Below are 15,237 nucleotides of genomic sequence, written 5' to 3'. Positions count from 1 at the left end.
AGTGCATTATTTTATACCAATATTAAAATCATCCTCTTTAACAATACCCCCGGGACTTATATTTATAAATTTATCATTGTCCCATGGACCTTTTACAATCTGTTCAATAAAAGTATCACTTCCTTTAATTGTGTCATGACTTAGGTTAAGCAGTTTTGCTATTTCTTCGGATTGTTCAATATCAGCCTTTTCGCTGCAACAACCGGTTTTAATAAACAATATCTGGTTATAACCTTCATACATTCTTGAGAGGACTTTTAGAGCTTTCTTTTCACCATATTTATCTTTAATACGATTGTGCTCAGCAAGTATTGATTTCTCTGAGTTCATATAACCACAAGATAAATAAAAGGTACCTGTTTTCTTTTCATAAATACCTTGATTTAATTTACCTGAATCAAGAAAAATTGAAATACAATCGTGTACTTTAGGTATTGTTAGAGTGCAATGGGTGGGCACCAAACCCTTAGCTGCCCCACCGCACAAGCCGAAAGCTAAAATAATTCTCGAATACCCTGTTGATCTTTCAATTATGCACTGCAATTCTTTCCTAAGTTTTTCAGGATAAAGATGTAGATTCATAGATATAAACTCAAATTCAACATCAAGTACTGGAGTTATAGAAAGCAACTCTTTTTTCATAACCTCACAAGCAATAATTTTCATAGTCATATAAATACCCCCTTATCTAAAAAGTTCAGGATCAAATGGATATTTGCCGTATTTCCTAGCTGCAGCACGTAAGGAAAGAATATTTTCAGGCGGAGTATCTATTGGCAAACCACAACCTAAAGCAAGAATATATCCCTTTGGACTGTCATAAGCTTTTCTAAGACATTCCTTTGCTTCTCTTTCAACATCTTGAGGAGTACCCAAATACATGGTGGCCGTAGGCTTCACATTGCCTACAAGGATTACTCTGTGACCTATAACCTTTTTTGCTTCTTTTAAATCTATAGTTTCATCAAGACTTAAAGCGCCTGCCCCGGCATCTGCCATAAGTGTCCAAATCTTTGTTGTATTTCCGCAAATGTGTAGGGAAGGAGCACTTTTACCAGAACTGATAATTGCATCAATAACCTCTTTTAAATATGGCAAAGTAAATTTTGCAAACATGTCCTTACTTATTAAAGCCCCTGAAGCAGTTGGTTCATCAATTTCTATGCTCACATCACGCTTAGCCACTTCCTTAATAAACGCAATAGTTGTATCTGTTACAAGTCTAAGAATCCTATGTGCAAATTCTGGATTTTTTCTTAAATCTCGTAAGAAATTTACTGTACCTCTAAGATTTCCTGCAGTTGTAAAAGGTCCTGGAATTCCAACAGAAACTGGTATTTCTTTTCCTAACTTATCTACAAGAGCTTCAGCAGTCTGTAAAATAAAGGGGAACCTACCGGACTTTTGAGGATCTGCCAAGGAAATCTTGTCCAAATCCGAAAAGTTCTTTATTGCGTAATCTGCAACATAAGGAGCCCCATGGTCAGGGAAAACAAGTTTACTTCCCAATGCTTCTGCGATTCCTCCAAGGCCTGGCCCGATAATGGTTGACTCAATGGCATATTTTTCATTTGCTGCAATTTGTCCCTGTAAAAATTTTTCTACTGAAAAATGAAGTTCAGACACCTTTACATTTATAAGATTTGCAGCATGATCACCAATACTAGGTCCACATTGAATTCTATCGTAAGACTTACCTTTTGCTATTGCTTCCGCTCTTTCTTTTGGAGTCATTTCATCTTTTAAATTTTGCCTATTCATATTTTCATTTCCTTTCTTGATTTATTTGTTTAAAATATAAATAAAAAGGTCAAAACAGCTTCTATAATTTAGAAATAATTTCATCCTCCAGTTTTCTGGTGAACCTCATTAATTTTTTTATAATACCTATATGTTTAATGGGTATTATATTAGTAATATACTACTTTGTCAACTTTTTGTGACTCAAACCTTTGAGAATGTAGATTGCAATATAAAATGTCCGGAAATTAAAAGAAAAATATAATGTTGGGGTATCGTCAGCAAAAATGTTATTTCGTACGCTAAGGAAAGTGTAGTTACATAAATGTAATTATTTCACTTGCTGAATTCATAGATCAGATTATTTTTATAAATCTCAAGTTTTAAATTCTTATGTACGAATGTAATCTTTTAAGCAAAACCTTACATTCATAAAAGCAACATAAAGCGTTGATATATAAAGGTTTATATCAAATTAAACTAACGCCTTTTCCCTTATTGTATATTTGAATGTATTGTTTTATCTGATATATTATAAATGGAGTACATTGATTTTGTGTTCTCAGGGACACTTTTTAGGAGTGAATTTATGATAGTAATAACCACTCACTTGATGAATAATATTGATTGTTTAGGACATCATAAATTTAATTTATATTGAAATTGACATCTTAAAGATTTAAATTGTTAAACTAAGCACTTTACAGCCTTAATCGTTACATTGTAAATATATTTTAAAACATTAATTATTTTACTCCGCAGTCAAAGGCTGATCCACAGCATATTTTCTCCTTCATTCTTCATACTAAAACCTGATGTGGCACAAGCTCTTTCACTACTCTAGGTCACAAATGAAGCTTTGGACAATCCTACTCACTGCCCAAAAGTAAACTAATCTATTAAAGTACCTAAGCATTCATCATTCTATTTAATCTTAGTAGCAGTCAGTAAACTTGTCTAAAGCAAATGAAATTATTTCCCCTTCCCCCAAGGGAAACAGATCCTACTGCACTACAGCAGGATCTGTTTTTTTGTTTTCAACCTACTATGGGTATATGTAGTAACGGAACCAAAAACGGCTATAAGCATGTAAATAAATGGATTTGAAATTCAAGAATACATTGCTTATAGCATCATATATATTTGATAATGCTTTAGGATGGAGATGTTATTGGGGTAGAAACCGCAAAGCGTAAATTCGCCCGGTTAAGCATATATTCCCAAGACGCTGATGCAATAAAACAGTTATTAAATATATGGGGTATTGAGACGATTCGTGAAAAAAACAGCCATAAGACAGTATTCTCCATTTTTGATGAACTATAAATCAAAAACGGAACTACTATTTCGTGGCTGTTATGATGTAAAGTATGAAGAATGGGACACAACTAATGCGTAAGACTTACGTATTTTATTAAATTCTATAACCTATAAATTATTAAAACTAAATTTTAGTTAATTGGTACACAAATTTCACAAAAATGGTTTTTAACCATTTCAGTTTTATACCTTTCAAGAATAGGTCTTGCCTCATCCAGTTGATACCCTTTCTTGAATAATTCCGGAAAAATTGCAAGCCACGCTTTTTGAACTTCTTCAGCTGTATGTCTTATTTTAAAAACTGCATATTTTCCTCCAAGAATGTTACCATCACTAATATAATCATCACTAATGCAATAATCATTTGAAATAACGAGACCTGTGTCATAACGACAATTTTCAGGTTCTACTATTTTAGGGTTATCATGGGCAATTCCTAGTATGATAGATTGCTCATTAAGCAGTCCATTAGACTTAGCCCATTTCTTTAATTTTTCCATTACTTTAATATTATTCTGCCCATAAGATCCAACCTGCCTTATATAAGCAATTCTATAAAATGAAGTTTTTTCAATTTCTATATTCATAATTCTTCCTTTCTTTATAAAGTACATCGATGTCTATAAACATCATATAATGCTTTAAAATAGAAAACAAGACATTTTTTTAAATTACTAAATTACCACTTACATGTGTTTATTAATACTTTATATGACGCATTAATTTATCAATTTGACGTAACTTTTAGGAATATTATACCCATTATCGGAGTAATGTTAAATTACTTTCAAAGGTCTCATGTTATCTACTAAATCATAATCAGAATTATCGCCATTTTTATCTCTCGCTTAGTTAGTGTTATCAATACTATAATTCTACTTTAACTAACTTGTTTTGAGCAAAAAAATAAGAGCTTTATCATTTAGTGATTAAATCCTTGGTATATCAATGATTTACACTGATGTTATATACTTTTTTGAGGTAGAACTTTTACATATTAATTCTAACTCGCAATATTCAAATAATAATATCCAACTGTAAATAACTGGCTTTGCGGTTACTACCCCTCTTACAGGAATACTTGAGGAATATAAAAAATATAAAGTTGAAGTGGAACAGTATAAAAGTCACTTGCAGATACTCAATCTAAAAATATGGAGTTATTAGTTAGCATTAAATACAAATTTTTACTGTTAGTAATTTAGGAAAAGACATTGAGAAGGTTGTTAACGGGTTGAATGAGAGTCAAGAGCAATTAGGTTTTTTTGCAATCATAAGTTCATCACATGCTTACGTATTTAATAATAATTATAAAATTATAAAATCGGGTTATAGTAGAAATTATAATAAGAATTTTGCATCGGCCACTGCATGTATTTACGGTAGGCCTGCAGGTACTTTTTGGTATGGTTTGAGTGCAAATTATTTTATGGATAGTTACTATGGTAATTTTGATGGAACTATTAAGTCGCCTAACATGACATGGTAAGAATATGAAGGATAGATTTTAAAAGCTATCCTTTTATTTTTACTGGAATGTTTTTTCGTATAGTATGTTATTTTCTTTATCCAAAATATAAATATGTTGTAAATCTAATTTGCCTGAAGAATTTGTTATGATTACACCTTTCTTTCTATCATCACTTTGGCTATTTTCAGTTCTGAAAATTTAGAATTTCAAAAAAATAAATTTATAGTAGAGGTCACAAACTCGTCCATTTACCAGCATCCTACAAATTTTAAAAAAGTAATTAGTCTTCGTGTTTTCCTTCTTGGATATCGAAATATTATTATAGTATATATATTTTATAAAACCTTATTATAATAATTATTATATTTTATAGCTACTAGTAGTATAGGGAATTTGGAAGGACAAGGTCTGGGCACGTATACCGTCACCCAAAAAGAGAACAAGCTTCAGCATAAGACTCTCTAAGCTTCCCAGTGTTTTCGTCCCTCAAACCATGGTAAACTAAGAGCTACTAATGATAAAGCTAGTCCTTTTTTGGGTACCCGACGGCGTGCATCGATTCTAGTTAAATTAATGACATGAAGATTAGAATTAGAAGTGGTAAAGGAAATAAAGAGAGATATACTTTATTATCAGAAAGAAATTTAGAATTATTAAGCGTATACTGGCGTGGTTTAGGAAGAAAGAATTACTCTATGCTCCGAAACTTAAGTTATTATTATCTTGATTTTACTATATTTTTATCCATATATATTTCATAAATTCTGTTATCAGTGGGTTCCTGTTTTTCTAATTAATCAACTTCAAAAGCAGGGTAATTCATGTTAATCAACACGAATCACCCTGCTAGGTATATCTTTTATAAAACTTGATAATTATTTTTATCAGTTCCTGTATGTGATCTCCTATCTTGTCTTTCATGATATTTACCTAGTCCAAATCTTTCATCCAAACTTAAATATCCTGTTACTCTTTAAATTCCACTTATAGGATTATTATAATTCAATCGGTACATCTTTTTCTTATATATATTCTTGTTTCTACTCTATTATAAAATTATCATTGTCTATTTTTTATTATTTTATCTTTTAAATATTGTATTTCTGATATGCTACCAGGGTTTTTACTTTACTATGGAGAGTTTGCTAATATTAATTTTATTCCATCCTTATAATTACTATCTTATCAGCTATTAGTGCTCCATCAGAACTTTCTCCCCAAACATCTAACTTGTCGCCCTTTTTCATATCATCTATAGAAGTTGATTTTATAGACCTTACTTCTCCTGCTGAAGTTATAACTTTAATAATATAATTTGTATCATCCTGTACTTTTATTTTCACCTTATTATCGGATGAAACGGAAATAGTAGACTCCCCACTTTCGAAATTATCTATACGGTTAATTGTTATTACAGCATTTTCATACTCTTTAAAGCAACCTTCTATATCAGACTTCGCTTCTGGAATTTGAATATCATCTTTTGATTTATTGTCTGTAGTCTTCTTATTTCTTTTATCCTCTGTATGACTTATAGTAGACCCTTCTTGATTTATGATTGGTTTTTGTATAACAATTATTTCCGCTACTATCTTACCCTCTACCTTTTTCCCCCAAATAGATAAAGTAGAATTTTTTTCTATACTACTTACTGAGTCCGTATATTCATTATATTCAGTAGTCATTTTATTTTTTTTACTTTCCATTGTATTTAGATATATCTTTGTATCTTCATTAACTTTTACATTTAATTTTTCCATTAATGAAGTGTCTACATTGCTATCTACAATCATACCATCATACATATTTATAATATTAGCATCATAACTAATAAAAGCTCCTATATAATCGACCCTTGATTCTGGTATAACATCTCCTCCGATTACTTCGTGCTCAAATTTTGTTATTCCAATCATATTTCCGAATTCAGCCTTTGCAACTGTAAATCCACTTACTAAAAATAAAACTGTTAGTGTTATTGTACCTATACATATTTTTTTATTAGTTACTAATATTTTAGTAACTACTTTATAACACAAATATCCTATTACTCCACCTAATGTATTTAAAATAATATCATCAATATCAGAACTCCCTATTGCTAATACATATTGTAAAGACTCAAGCACTAAGCTAAATACAAATGACATACATGCTACCGGCAATATACTCTTAGCCTTTTTTAAGATTAAAGGTAATAAATATCCTAGTGGAATAAATATTATTATGTTACCAAATAAATTAGATATAGCCCATGCCCATCCCAGACTGGATGCATTTTCAAAGAAATCAACCCATAGCTTAAATGGAATTAAATTTAAGCGTCTTAAACTAGCTGCTCTTGTTGAAAATATATGTATAGATCCAGGATATTTAAATACAACTATCTTAAATATTATTGCAATATATGCTACAAAAATACATATAATTATAAATTTTGATATACTCTTATACTTTGACTTCTGCTCCACTCTAATCACTCTCACTTATAATTTGTTGTTTATTTTTTAACCAACTGATATTGTACAGTCTTTCATTTCTACATCAACCTGTCTTATATTATCTACTATAAAACTCTCTTCATATGATTCTGATTGAATCCTATACAATCTATAATATATACCCTTATCTCTAATAAGCTCTTCATGACATCCTATTTCTACAACTTCCCCTTGCTCTATAACAATAATTTTATCAGCCATCTTTGCTGTTGAGAACCTATGTGAAACTATAATACTATTTGTATCTTTTATAAGCTCTTTAAAATTATTAAATAGTTCATATTCACCCTGTGCATCTAACGAAGCTGTCGGTTCATTAATATGGATTAATAGAAAAAATCATCTAATCTTTTTAAATGGGTGTTTTGACCTTTTTTTCCTACAAACTCATCAAACCTTTTACGTTCTTCCGTATCAATCCTAATTCCTAATACTGTACATTTCTCATCTGCCATTCTAAAAATACATCACGTTTAATTGTGTTAACACAATTAAACGTGATATAAAGTCTTTTGCAATGTGTTTTTGAGTCTTTTAATCTCATAACTAGATTATATATTAAATACCATGATAATTATAAAAACAAGAAATTAACTCGGAATAATTAGATTCAAATAACTTCTTACATTTATTTTTAATTGTTATCCAATTATAGGTGGTACAGGTAGTAACGGAACAGAAAACGGCTATAAACGTGTAAAAATATGGTAACAGTTAATAATACACTATACTTATTAGCTGTTACCATATTAAATTTATTCTATTTCCGATTCTAAAGTAAGCGAGGATATTAACATACCTTTTCTAATTTCTTCTGATACCTTAAATGAATATTTACCCATGATGTTAAGGGGGTAGTACGCCCTATTGAATAATAAAGAACTAATTAAACGGCAATGGTGTAAATTGTATTTCCCATTTCCGTTTTTGTTCCATTGCTACAGAGATGCCAAGTATTAGTATTATTTATACATTTTAGGAACGTCATTTCCACTCATATATTCCTGTTTCTTTTCTAAGTATAAATTATCATTAGTTCCTGTAACTGTAAACACAACGGAACTATTCATTGCACCTGTTACTAACTTTCCATCAGCATCAAACATCTCAAAATCATAAATCATATATAAAAATATCTTTCCATTAATTTTATGTTGATTAATTTCAGTTGACTTGAAAGAAATTTTAATAGGTTTCTTACACTGATACAGTTCATACATAATATAACCATTTGTAGAGGTATACACATCCTTAGACATATGTTTTGCCATCTTAGAATCGTACCCTTTTGAACTTGTATAAGCTTTATTTACTAAATCATTTACATTAACATAGTAAAGGCATATCTAAAACAATTATATCAACTTCTTTATTTTTTGTAAAATCCTTCCACTCATCTAAGAACATTTGCTTATTTCTTCCTAATCTGTCAAGAGATTTTATGTATAAAATACCACCACTTCTAAGAATACGTTTCATTAACTGGTATTCAGGTCTCTTAAAATCTTTACCACTGGCTTTTTCTATAAATATGTATTCATCCTGTATTCCAAGGTCTTTAGCCGTAGAAACTTGTCTTTCTAAAGATTGGTCTTTGCTACTTACTCTTGCATAAAAAAATAGTGGAAGCAAATCAATATAACTGCTGCAAAAGCTATGGAGTTTGTTACCATGAAAAATAATGCTTTTTATAGAAGAGTTAAAGAATATGAATCAATTTAATAATAACAAACCTATTTACTATATTAATAAGTTCCATAAAGTTATCGGTTTTACACATTTGTAGGTGTTACCCATTTATAACTTGGCATAGAATATTTAAAAAGTTTTTCAGATAATTTGCTTATTCCACCTTTCCGGGGGGGGGTGGGCAAAAACACACATTTTATGAACTAACTATAAGGCTTATTTTTTTTGATTTAATAAATTGAAAAAATGTAAATATTGCACTATAATAAAATTACATAAGAATAAAAGTTGTACATGCTTTGAGAAAAACATTTATTCCTTCCCACTCAGACATTTAAAACCATCTAAATATAAAAATAGTAATTTTTAAATGACTTTTATGGCTTCAGGATATTATAAAGCTACAGGTTACCAATAGTGATTATTATTTTTATAGTTGATTTAGTAATAATTATTTCTCTTTTAGTATATAAGATGCAACTCAATACGGGGAATCAACATCAAACATTTTTTGGTAAACTGAATCACAAACAAGCGATTTCCTTAAGAAATACTTGTGTAGGATTGACAGCGATATTTGTAGATGTGAATTACAAAAACTTTTTATTTCCAAGCTATAAAATTATATTTTTTATAGGTGCTTATGTTTTTTTCTTTTTATCCTGTTGATTTGGGCGTAAAATATCATATTTAAAGGTGAAAAAATGAAATGCTTCAGAATGAATAATTTGCTATTTATGATTATAAAATGAGTAAAATTAATTGGTATACAAGCAAGTACACTAAATTTGACAAGGAGTGATTTTATGTTGGATATTAATAAGTCAAGTATATCAGATGTATTCGGCTGGACTTGTTCTCCTGTATGGAGAAAATTTGCTTTGGATAACAATGGCATATTTGAAAAAGGAAACATAATAAAAGAGCAAAGTATAAAAATAAAAAATTTGGAAGGCTACATATGTTATAAAGCATACAGGAGAGCTAATGATAAAAGAGGTATGAATACACAGATAACGGCTTCTTATATTACAAAAGGCAATTTTATTTTTAAATCAAGAATAAAGGGAAGCATATATACACCATTTGTTAATTTCAATAAACTTGAAAATGCAAAAATCGATAATGAAATTTTTAATAAATTTATAATAAAAACTAATAACAAAAATACTTTAGCTGAATTATTCAAAGATGATGAGATTATTAGTTTGATAAGTTCGCAAGATTTATTCTGTATGGAAATTAGGAAAGGAAAAAAATTCAATGAAAAAGTTTTATATATAGAGATCGATGGAATAGTAGATAATTACAAGAAAATGGAACAAACTTTTAATTTAACTATTAAAATTATTAACTATATTCAAAAGATATAGTTATTTATATGGATATGTGCGATTGCTACGCTCTGTAGAAGAAAAATGGAAATGAACCTGAATGGATGGTAACCTTAAGAATTTGCTTAGAGAATTTATTAAATAAAAGAAAGCGTAAATTTACAAAGCCAATTTAATTAGTTTTAAGGGATATGGCCACATAGTTATCCAGTGTCACGGGCTGATACAACAAGTCAAAAGGGTGTTCCGTATACATAATAATAGAATTAAAGTATACCCTACCCTACTAAGTAAACTATGTCATAAGTAAATTGACACCAATAAGATTAATGGTGAGGGTGTCAATTTATTTAATATTATGGAATGTACAGTTTAGAAGCAGGATATTTTATAGTAAAGTATACCTCTTATTTCTTTATTCAATTTTACCTTTTAAAAATATAGGTTATATCAGTCTCTGTTGGTGTGTTATTTATTATTAGCAATAACGTTAGCTTCATTTTCTTTTTTATCCATTTCTAAAATCATATTTTTAAATTTTTCCGCCGCTTCCTCTTTTTCTTTTAATAAATTAGTAATTTTCTCATTAAAGCTTTCTTGTAATTCCTGTGTTTTGATTTGTTGCCCCTCTTTTAATTTTAAAAGTTCTTTGTCCATTTCAAAGATTGTTCTTTCCCGCTGCATTTCAACATCTTGCTTAGCTTTAATTTGCAGCTCATCTATTTTATTTTTGTTTATTTGGTTTAATTGATCTATCTGTTTTATTAATTTATCTTGTTCATCCTTTTTACTTAACAATTCATTCTTAAGTTGCATATTTTCATTCAATGATTTATCAAGGGATGTTTTAAGCTCTATAATCTCATCTTCGAATTTAATGTATTTTTCATTGGTATTAGCTAGGCTTAATATTTTTTCTTCCTGCATATTATTAAGGGTTTTTAAGTTCTTAATATTTTCTTGTAATTCTTTAGTTATATGCTTTGCATCAGATAGGTCTTTTCCCAATGAGCTTATTTTTTTGTTGTCTTCTTTTAATAATGTAATTTCTCCTTTTAGTTTTTCATTTTCCTTATTATTGTCTATTAACTCATTTCTATGGATATTTTTTACCTCTAAGGCTTTAATATTATTTCTTTCTACTATGTTTATGTATATATCTGCCATTCTACTGGTTATTGTTTGTAATTCTTTTATATCTTCGGACATAGTACTGTCCCCTTCTCTTGCTCTATTTAATTCGTAATACTTAACTACTTGCTCCATCAATTCCTTATTGTTTATTCCTTCACTCTGAGCTAACTCATTAAATTTTTGTTTTAATTCATCACTGATTCTTACGCTTAATATTGCATCCATTTCGTACTTCCTCTCTTAGGCCTGTATTTTCTATAATAAATAGAATAAATTTAATTATTTTCATAACTTAATGGCATTTATACTCTAAATTTATCTACAGCTTGTTAAATCATCTCCTGCGGAGCTGTTCATCTTCTTAGAAGCTGCTATATAAACAGTATAATTCCTAGGATACTTGGTTTCAATGATTTTTTAGTGATTTACTTATATTTATCATTGAATTTTTTTATATAATATAAATAATTTTTAATTGTAAACATGTGTATATCATTGTTTACAATGCAATTAAATACGTATACTTTATGTTTACATTATAAGTATACCATGAAATCTTTGAAAAATACATATAAAATCAGTAAAAAGGCTTGAAAACAAGTAAAAACAAAACCATTCAATATAACTTTTATTATATTGAATGGTTCTGATTGTGGTTATAATGATAATTTATAAGTAATATTAACTAAATAACATATTAAATAAATTAGGACGTGTGAGGAACATGGATAGTGTCCATAAAAACTTATCGTTCAAAAAGAGGAAGCAAGTTATAATGCCGTTTATCAGCTTTTAACATTCTTACTTATTAACTCCATAAATGTTTCAGGGGTTTCTATTGCCACTTTGGGATTATCCTTTAACCTATCCACAACCCTTTCAATATTACTAAGGCTTTTGCTCCAAGCATGAACATAAACAAAGGTGTAGCTATTAGAATTAGTAATATCTACTTGCCCAGAGTCAACTCTATGAGTAATGTTTTTCACGAGTTCATCTTCACTTTCAAGAGTATTCCAAAGTAAATCTCTGCAGGACACTATAGGTTTATTATTAGACCAAATAATTTCTCCGTGATAATTATCGTGCCTATGATAATCAAGATAAAACAACCCATGTATATTAGACTTCATAGTAAATTTGCCCCAAAGCTCCTTATCATAAAAAGACGAGTCATCTATAATTGATATATATTTTTGATCTACTTTTTTCATATAATCATTTAATCTGTTAATATATATTCTGAGAGCATCCTTATCAAATTTACTTGGGTACATATACCCATTTCCAGATGGTGGAACTATAAAATAATCATTAGTAGCTCCATGAGCTGCACTTTCATAATATAATTTAAATACAGTAGGTGCAAGGTAATATAAAGATGGGCTTAATGACCACCCCAAATTAAATTTGCCTTTATAAGGAGAACCATACCATTTGTGAGAACCATAATTAGTTCCAAGGTTCCACTGTTGATTATCTCCATCTGACACAATAAATGTTACATTATGAACATTTTCTTTATTAGGACTGTTCATTAACGTTTTTTGAGTCATTGGTAATAATGGGAATGAACTTAATACAGTTAAATTATACGACCAATCTGCAGCAACCATGCTAATACCATATTTTGAAACCGTACTTATATTAATAAATTCATCGGGTCCCCACCCGAGGCAAATGGAGTCCTTTTCCATGGATGAGAATATTTTATTGCGAAGCGTTGTATCATTTATTTTATCCTCATAAAATATTAGGGATTTGGTCATTATACCATAATCTCTTAAGGCGGAATCTTTGCTCGGGGATAACTCAATTATTATGGAATGATTGAGGCCAGAATCCCATAAATTATCGTACGCCCATTTTTCATCTGTGTTTCTGCAATCGCCTTTAATATTTGTAATTCCATAGGCGCGTACTTTGTCTTGGATAGCTTCATCAACTGCAATGCAATTATTTAACGAGGCAAGTGAACAAGCATTATTTATCGAAGGATCTTTTAGCGATTTATTATTGTAAAGTACATATCCATCAATATAATCCTTAAATACATCTAATAAGCGCCACGGATCTGATGTATTTTCGTATAAAACTCCATAACTATTTTTTAAATCCTCTAGCCATATTTGATAATCTGGTTGTGAGGAATTAAGTGTATATATTTGAATAGATGATTGACTACTAATAAGCCCTTGAAGGGTGGCTATCATTGTCCGCTCACAAGGCGTCATTGTATCTTGAGAAATAACATATAAATAAGTTGGAGTTGTAGGATTTTTCATAAAATTACTACTATTGAGAGTTTTTTTAAAGTCGCTCCATTTAATATTAGACATCTATATTTCCATTACAGTATTTATAGAAATTTCGCAGAAAATTAATTCTTTCATTATTATTATAAAAAGATTTAATATGACTCTCATCAAAATTTGCTAATAGTAATTGTCTATTTATAATATCATCTGCCATAACCTGGTGGGCATTTTTCATCATATCATACATAATCATGAAGGTACTAGTCCTTCCTATACCTTGTTTACAGTGAAAATGAACCCAGGTATTTTTAGATTGTGATTTTACGAGCTCTACGAAGTAATCAACCATATCATCTGTTGGAATCTTACCATCAGTAACAGGAATGCGTTTATATGATAGTGATTTAGAATTAACAAGATGCTCTTCATCTTCAACTTTTTTTGGAACTATACCTATATTATTATGATTATAAAAAGTAATAGGCACATTTAATTTAATACTATTTAATTTTTTATATTCATCAGACATCACTTGATCCTTTGTTAATCCTATATTAGCATCATTTTTTGCATTAGCCCAGCTAACAGGGACTCCATTAATAAACCCATGTGATTCTTGCCTCAAGTCAATAACTGCTATAGGTAATGAAGTTCCTAGACTATTTATTACAAGAGGCAGATTATACTCGGAAAATTGTTGACTACCTGAAATGTTTAATGTGTTTAATCCACTAAGATTTAATTCTTTACTACTTTGTGTACTTAATATATTAGTCGACTTGCGAAAATGTTTTGGAATTTCATAGAGATGATTTTTTAAATCTAAAATTAAATTTATATTGGTGTCATTTAAGGATACATCAGAAGCTCGTGCTATGGATCGCATCGTATTAGCAAGCATCATTTCATTGTTCTGCTGCATATATTTATTTAATCTCATCATATTATAAAAATAGGGACACATGTACATGTATATCCTCCATAAAAAATAGTTTTCACCATATATTATGAATAAAAAATTATTTTGTTACGGAGTTTTGATCTTGATGTTTGAGTTGAACCAAGATTACAACCCCACCAAAAAGTCATTATTATATAACGTTCGCTGGGGTTGTGAATATAATCTGAAATTTTAATTTTTATGAACATTCTCACTGTCTTTATCATAGAATTTAATAATAGTAATTTTATGGAGTGTAACATGGATTTTTTTAGATCAAATCAATATTCTAGAATAAATGCGGTTAATTATGCAATGACCTATGCCTTGCATCCAAACCCCAGTTTTAGGTACTTCTCTCTTATTAATAATGAGACTAGTGGCGACTGCGCAAACTTTGTATCTCAGTGTCTATTAGCTGGGGGAGCACCTATGAGGTTTAAAGGCTCACATCCTTGGTGGTACAGAAAGGCTAATACAAATAGTACAAATGATGACACATGGTCTGTTCCATGGGCTGTGGCAAATTCCCTTTATTGGTCTTTAAAGACTAATCAACAATCTAAAGCTTCAGGGATTAAGGGTCTAGAAATATATGATACTCGCCTTCTTGAATTAGGTGATTTAATTTTTTTTGAAGATAATGATGGAAATATTTTTCACTCTGCGATTATCACCGCTTTTAGATATTCACAGCCTTTAATTTCTCAACATACCTTTGAGGCTTTAAACATATTTTATGGAGATTCTTGGGGAGCAAATCGTGTACATTTTTTAAAAATAAGTTTATAACAATTATAATTTAAATATGTAATGGCATGTAAAATGATAGTTACGACTCAGCTATTCG

The 15,237-nt window shown here is 29.6% G+C and carries 12 protein-coding genes and 1 pseudogene; 3 read left to right on the top strand and 10 right to left on the bottom strand.

Translation table 11 applies throughout. The features are described from left to right. Window positions 1-6 precede the first annotated feature (6 nt). From KTC92_RS03550 to KTC92_RS03540, 3 genes are all read right to left on the bottom strand, one after another. Window positions 7-672: a DUF1638 domain-containing protein gene (locus KTC92_RS03550; RefSeq protein WP_220287215.1), complete on the bottom strand. Its 666-nt coding sequence runs from the start codon at window positions 670-672 to the stop codon at window positions 7-9. 12 nt (window positions 673-684) lie between these two features. Next, entirely contained in the window at window positions 685-1,761 is a 1,077-nt protein-coding gene (locus KTC92_RS03545) for a uroporphyrinogen decarboxylase family protein (RefSeq protein ID WP_165414837.1), read from the bottom strand. A 1,430-nt stretch (window positions 1,762-3,191) separates the two neighbouring features. Beyond that, window positions 3,192-3,647 (bottom strand): GyrI-like domain-containing protein, encoded by a 456-nt coding sequence (locus KTC92_RS03540; RefSeq protein ID WP_216303489.1) that lies wholly within the window; start codon window positions 3,645-3,647, stop codon window positions 3,192-3,194. 647 nt (window positions 3,648-4,294) lie between these two features. Here KTC92_RS03540 and KTC92_RS03535 point away from each other — a divergent pair. Then, on the top strand, window positions 4,295-4,549 hold the full coding sequence (locus KTC92_RS03535; RefSeq protein WP_216303488.1) for a hypothetical protein: 255 nt from the start codon (window positions 4,295-4,297) through the stop codon (window positions 4,547-4,549). Window positions 4,550-5,688: 1,139 nt separating this feature from the next. On the opposite strand, the gene KTC92_RS03530 is transcribed toward KTC92_RS03535, so the two are convergent. The 5 genes from KTC92_RS03530 to KTC92_RS03510 form a co-directional block, all read right to left on the bottom strand. After that, window positions 5,689-7,017: a VanZ family protein gene (locus tag KTC92_RS03530; RefSeq protein ID WP_220287217.1), complete on the bottom strand. Its 1,329-nt coding sequence runs from the start codon at window positions 7,015-7,017 to the stop codon at window positions 5,689-5,691. A gap of 21 nt (window positions 7,018-7,038) precedes the next feature. Beyond that, window positions 7,039-7,233 carry a hypothetical protein gene (locus KTC92_RS03525; RefSeq protein WP_216303486.1) on the bottom strand — a complete coding sequence of 65 codons (195 nt, stop codon included), beginning with the start codon at window positions 7,231-7,233 and terminating at the stop codon, window positions 7,039-7,041. A 125-nt stretch (window positions 7,234-7,358) separates the two neighbouring features. Then, complete coding sequence (locus KTC92_RS03520; protein ID WP_258280678.1) at window positions 7,359-7,487, bottom strand: hypothetical protein; 129 nt, start codon at window positions 7,485-7,487, stop codon at window positions 7,359-7,361. Between the two features lie 507 nt (window positions 7,488-7,994). Continuing rightward, on the bottom strand, window positions 7,995-8,303 hold the full coding sequence (locus KTC92_RS03515) for a hypothetical protein (RefSeq protein WP_220287220.1): 309 nt from the start codon (window positions 8,301-8,303) through the stop codon (window positions 7,995-7,997). A 55-nt stretch (window positions 8,304-8,358) separates the two neighbouring features. Beyond that, on the bottom strand, window positions 8,359-8,664 hold the full coding sequence (locus tag KTC92_RS03510; RefSeq protein ID WP_220287222.1) for a recombinase family protein: 306 nt from the start codon (window positions 8,662-8,664) through the stop codon (window positions 8,359-8,361). Between the two features lie 863 nt (window positions 8,665-9,527). Between KTC92_RS03510 and KTC92_RS03505 the strand changes: the two genes are divergently transcribed. After that, window positions 9,528-10,094 (top strand): hypothetical protein, encoded by a 567-nt coding sequence (locus KTC92_RS03505; RefSeq protein WP_220287224.1) that lies wholly within the window; start codon window positions 9,528-9,530, stop codon window positions 10,092-10,094. 429 nt (window positions 10,095-10,523) lie between these two features. On the opposite strand, the gene KTC92_RS03500 is transcribed toward KTC92_RS03505, so the two are convergent. Both KTC92_RS03500 and KTC92_RS03495 read right to left on the bottom strand, forming a co-directional pair. Then, window positions 10,524-11,414: a hypothetical protein gene (locus tag KTC92_RS03500; protein WP_220287226.1), complete on the bottom strand. Its 891-nt coding sequence runs from the start codon at window positions 11,412-11,414 to the stop codon at window positions 10,524-10,526. Window positions 11,415-11,974: 560 nt separating this feature from the next. Next, window positions 11,975-14,288 (bottom strand): annotated as a pseudogene (locus KTC92_RS03495) (GxGYxYP domain-containing protein); the annotation flags it as partial. Between the two features lie 360 nt (window positions 14,289-14,648). Here KTC92_RS03495 and KTC92_RS03490 point away from each other — a divergent pair. Then, the gene (locus KTC92_RS03490) at window positions 14,649-15,179 is read left to right on the top strand and encodes an amidase domain-containing protein (protein WP_216303479.1); all 531 of its coding nucleotides are present in this window, start codon (window positions 14,649-14,651) and stop codon (window positions 15,177-15,179) included. The last annotated feature ends 58 nt before the right edge of the window (window positions 15,180-15,237 follow it).

It is taken from the genome of Clostridium sp. CM027, from assembly GCF_024730565.1.
GTDB classification, from domain to species: domain Bacteria; phylum Bacillota; class Clostridia; order Clostridiales; family Clostridiaceae; genus Clostridium_AD; species Clostridium_AD estertheticum_B.
The sequence above is the reverse complement of the archived record's forward strand: the minus strand, read 5'-3'. Positions and strand labels throughout refer to the sequence as shown.

Coding starts and splice junctions, on each gene's coding strand:
- KTC92_RS03550 (WP_220287215.1), bottom strand. CDS start 672: ATGACTATGAAAATTATTGCTTGTGAGGTTATGAAAAAAGAGTTGCTT.
- KTC92_RS03545 (WP_165414837.1), bottom strand. CDS start 1,761: ATGAATAGGCAAAATTTAAAAGATGAAATGACTCCAAAAGAAAGAGCG.
- KTC92_RS03540 (WP_216303489.1), bottom strand. CDS start 3,647: ATGAATATAGAAATTGAAAAAACTTCATTTTATAGAATTGCTTATATA.
- KTC92_RS03525 (WP_216303486.1), bottom strand. CDS start 7,233: ATGGCTGATAAAATTATTGTTATAGAGCAAGGGGAAGTTGTAGAAATA.
- KTC92_RS03520 (WP_258280678.1), bottom strand. CDS start 7,487: ATGGCAGATGAGAAATGTACAGTATTAGGAATTAGGATTGATACGGAA.
- KTC92_RS03515 (WP_220287220.1), bottom strand. CDS start 8,303: ATGGCAAAACATATGTCTAAGGATGTGTATACCTCTACAAATGGTTAT.
- KTC92_RS03505 (WP_220287224.1), top strand. CDS start 9,528: ATGTTGGATATTAATAAGTCAAGTATATCAGATGTATTCGGCTGGACT.
- KTC92_RS03500 (WP_220287226.1), bottom strand. CDS start 11,414: ATGGATGCAATATTAAGCGTAAGAATCAGTGATGAATTAAAACAAAAA.
- KTC92_RS03490 (WP_216303479.1), top strand. CDS start 14,649: ATGGATTTTTTTAGATCAAATCAATATTCTAGAATAAATGCGGTTAAT.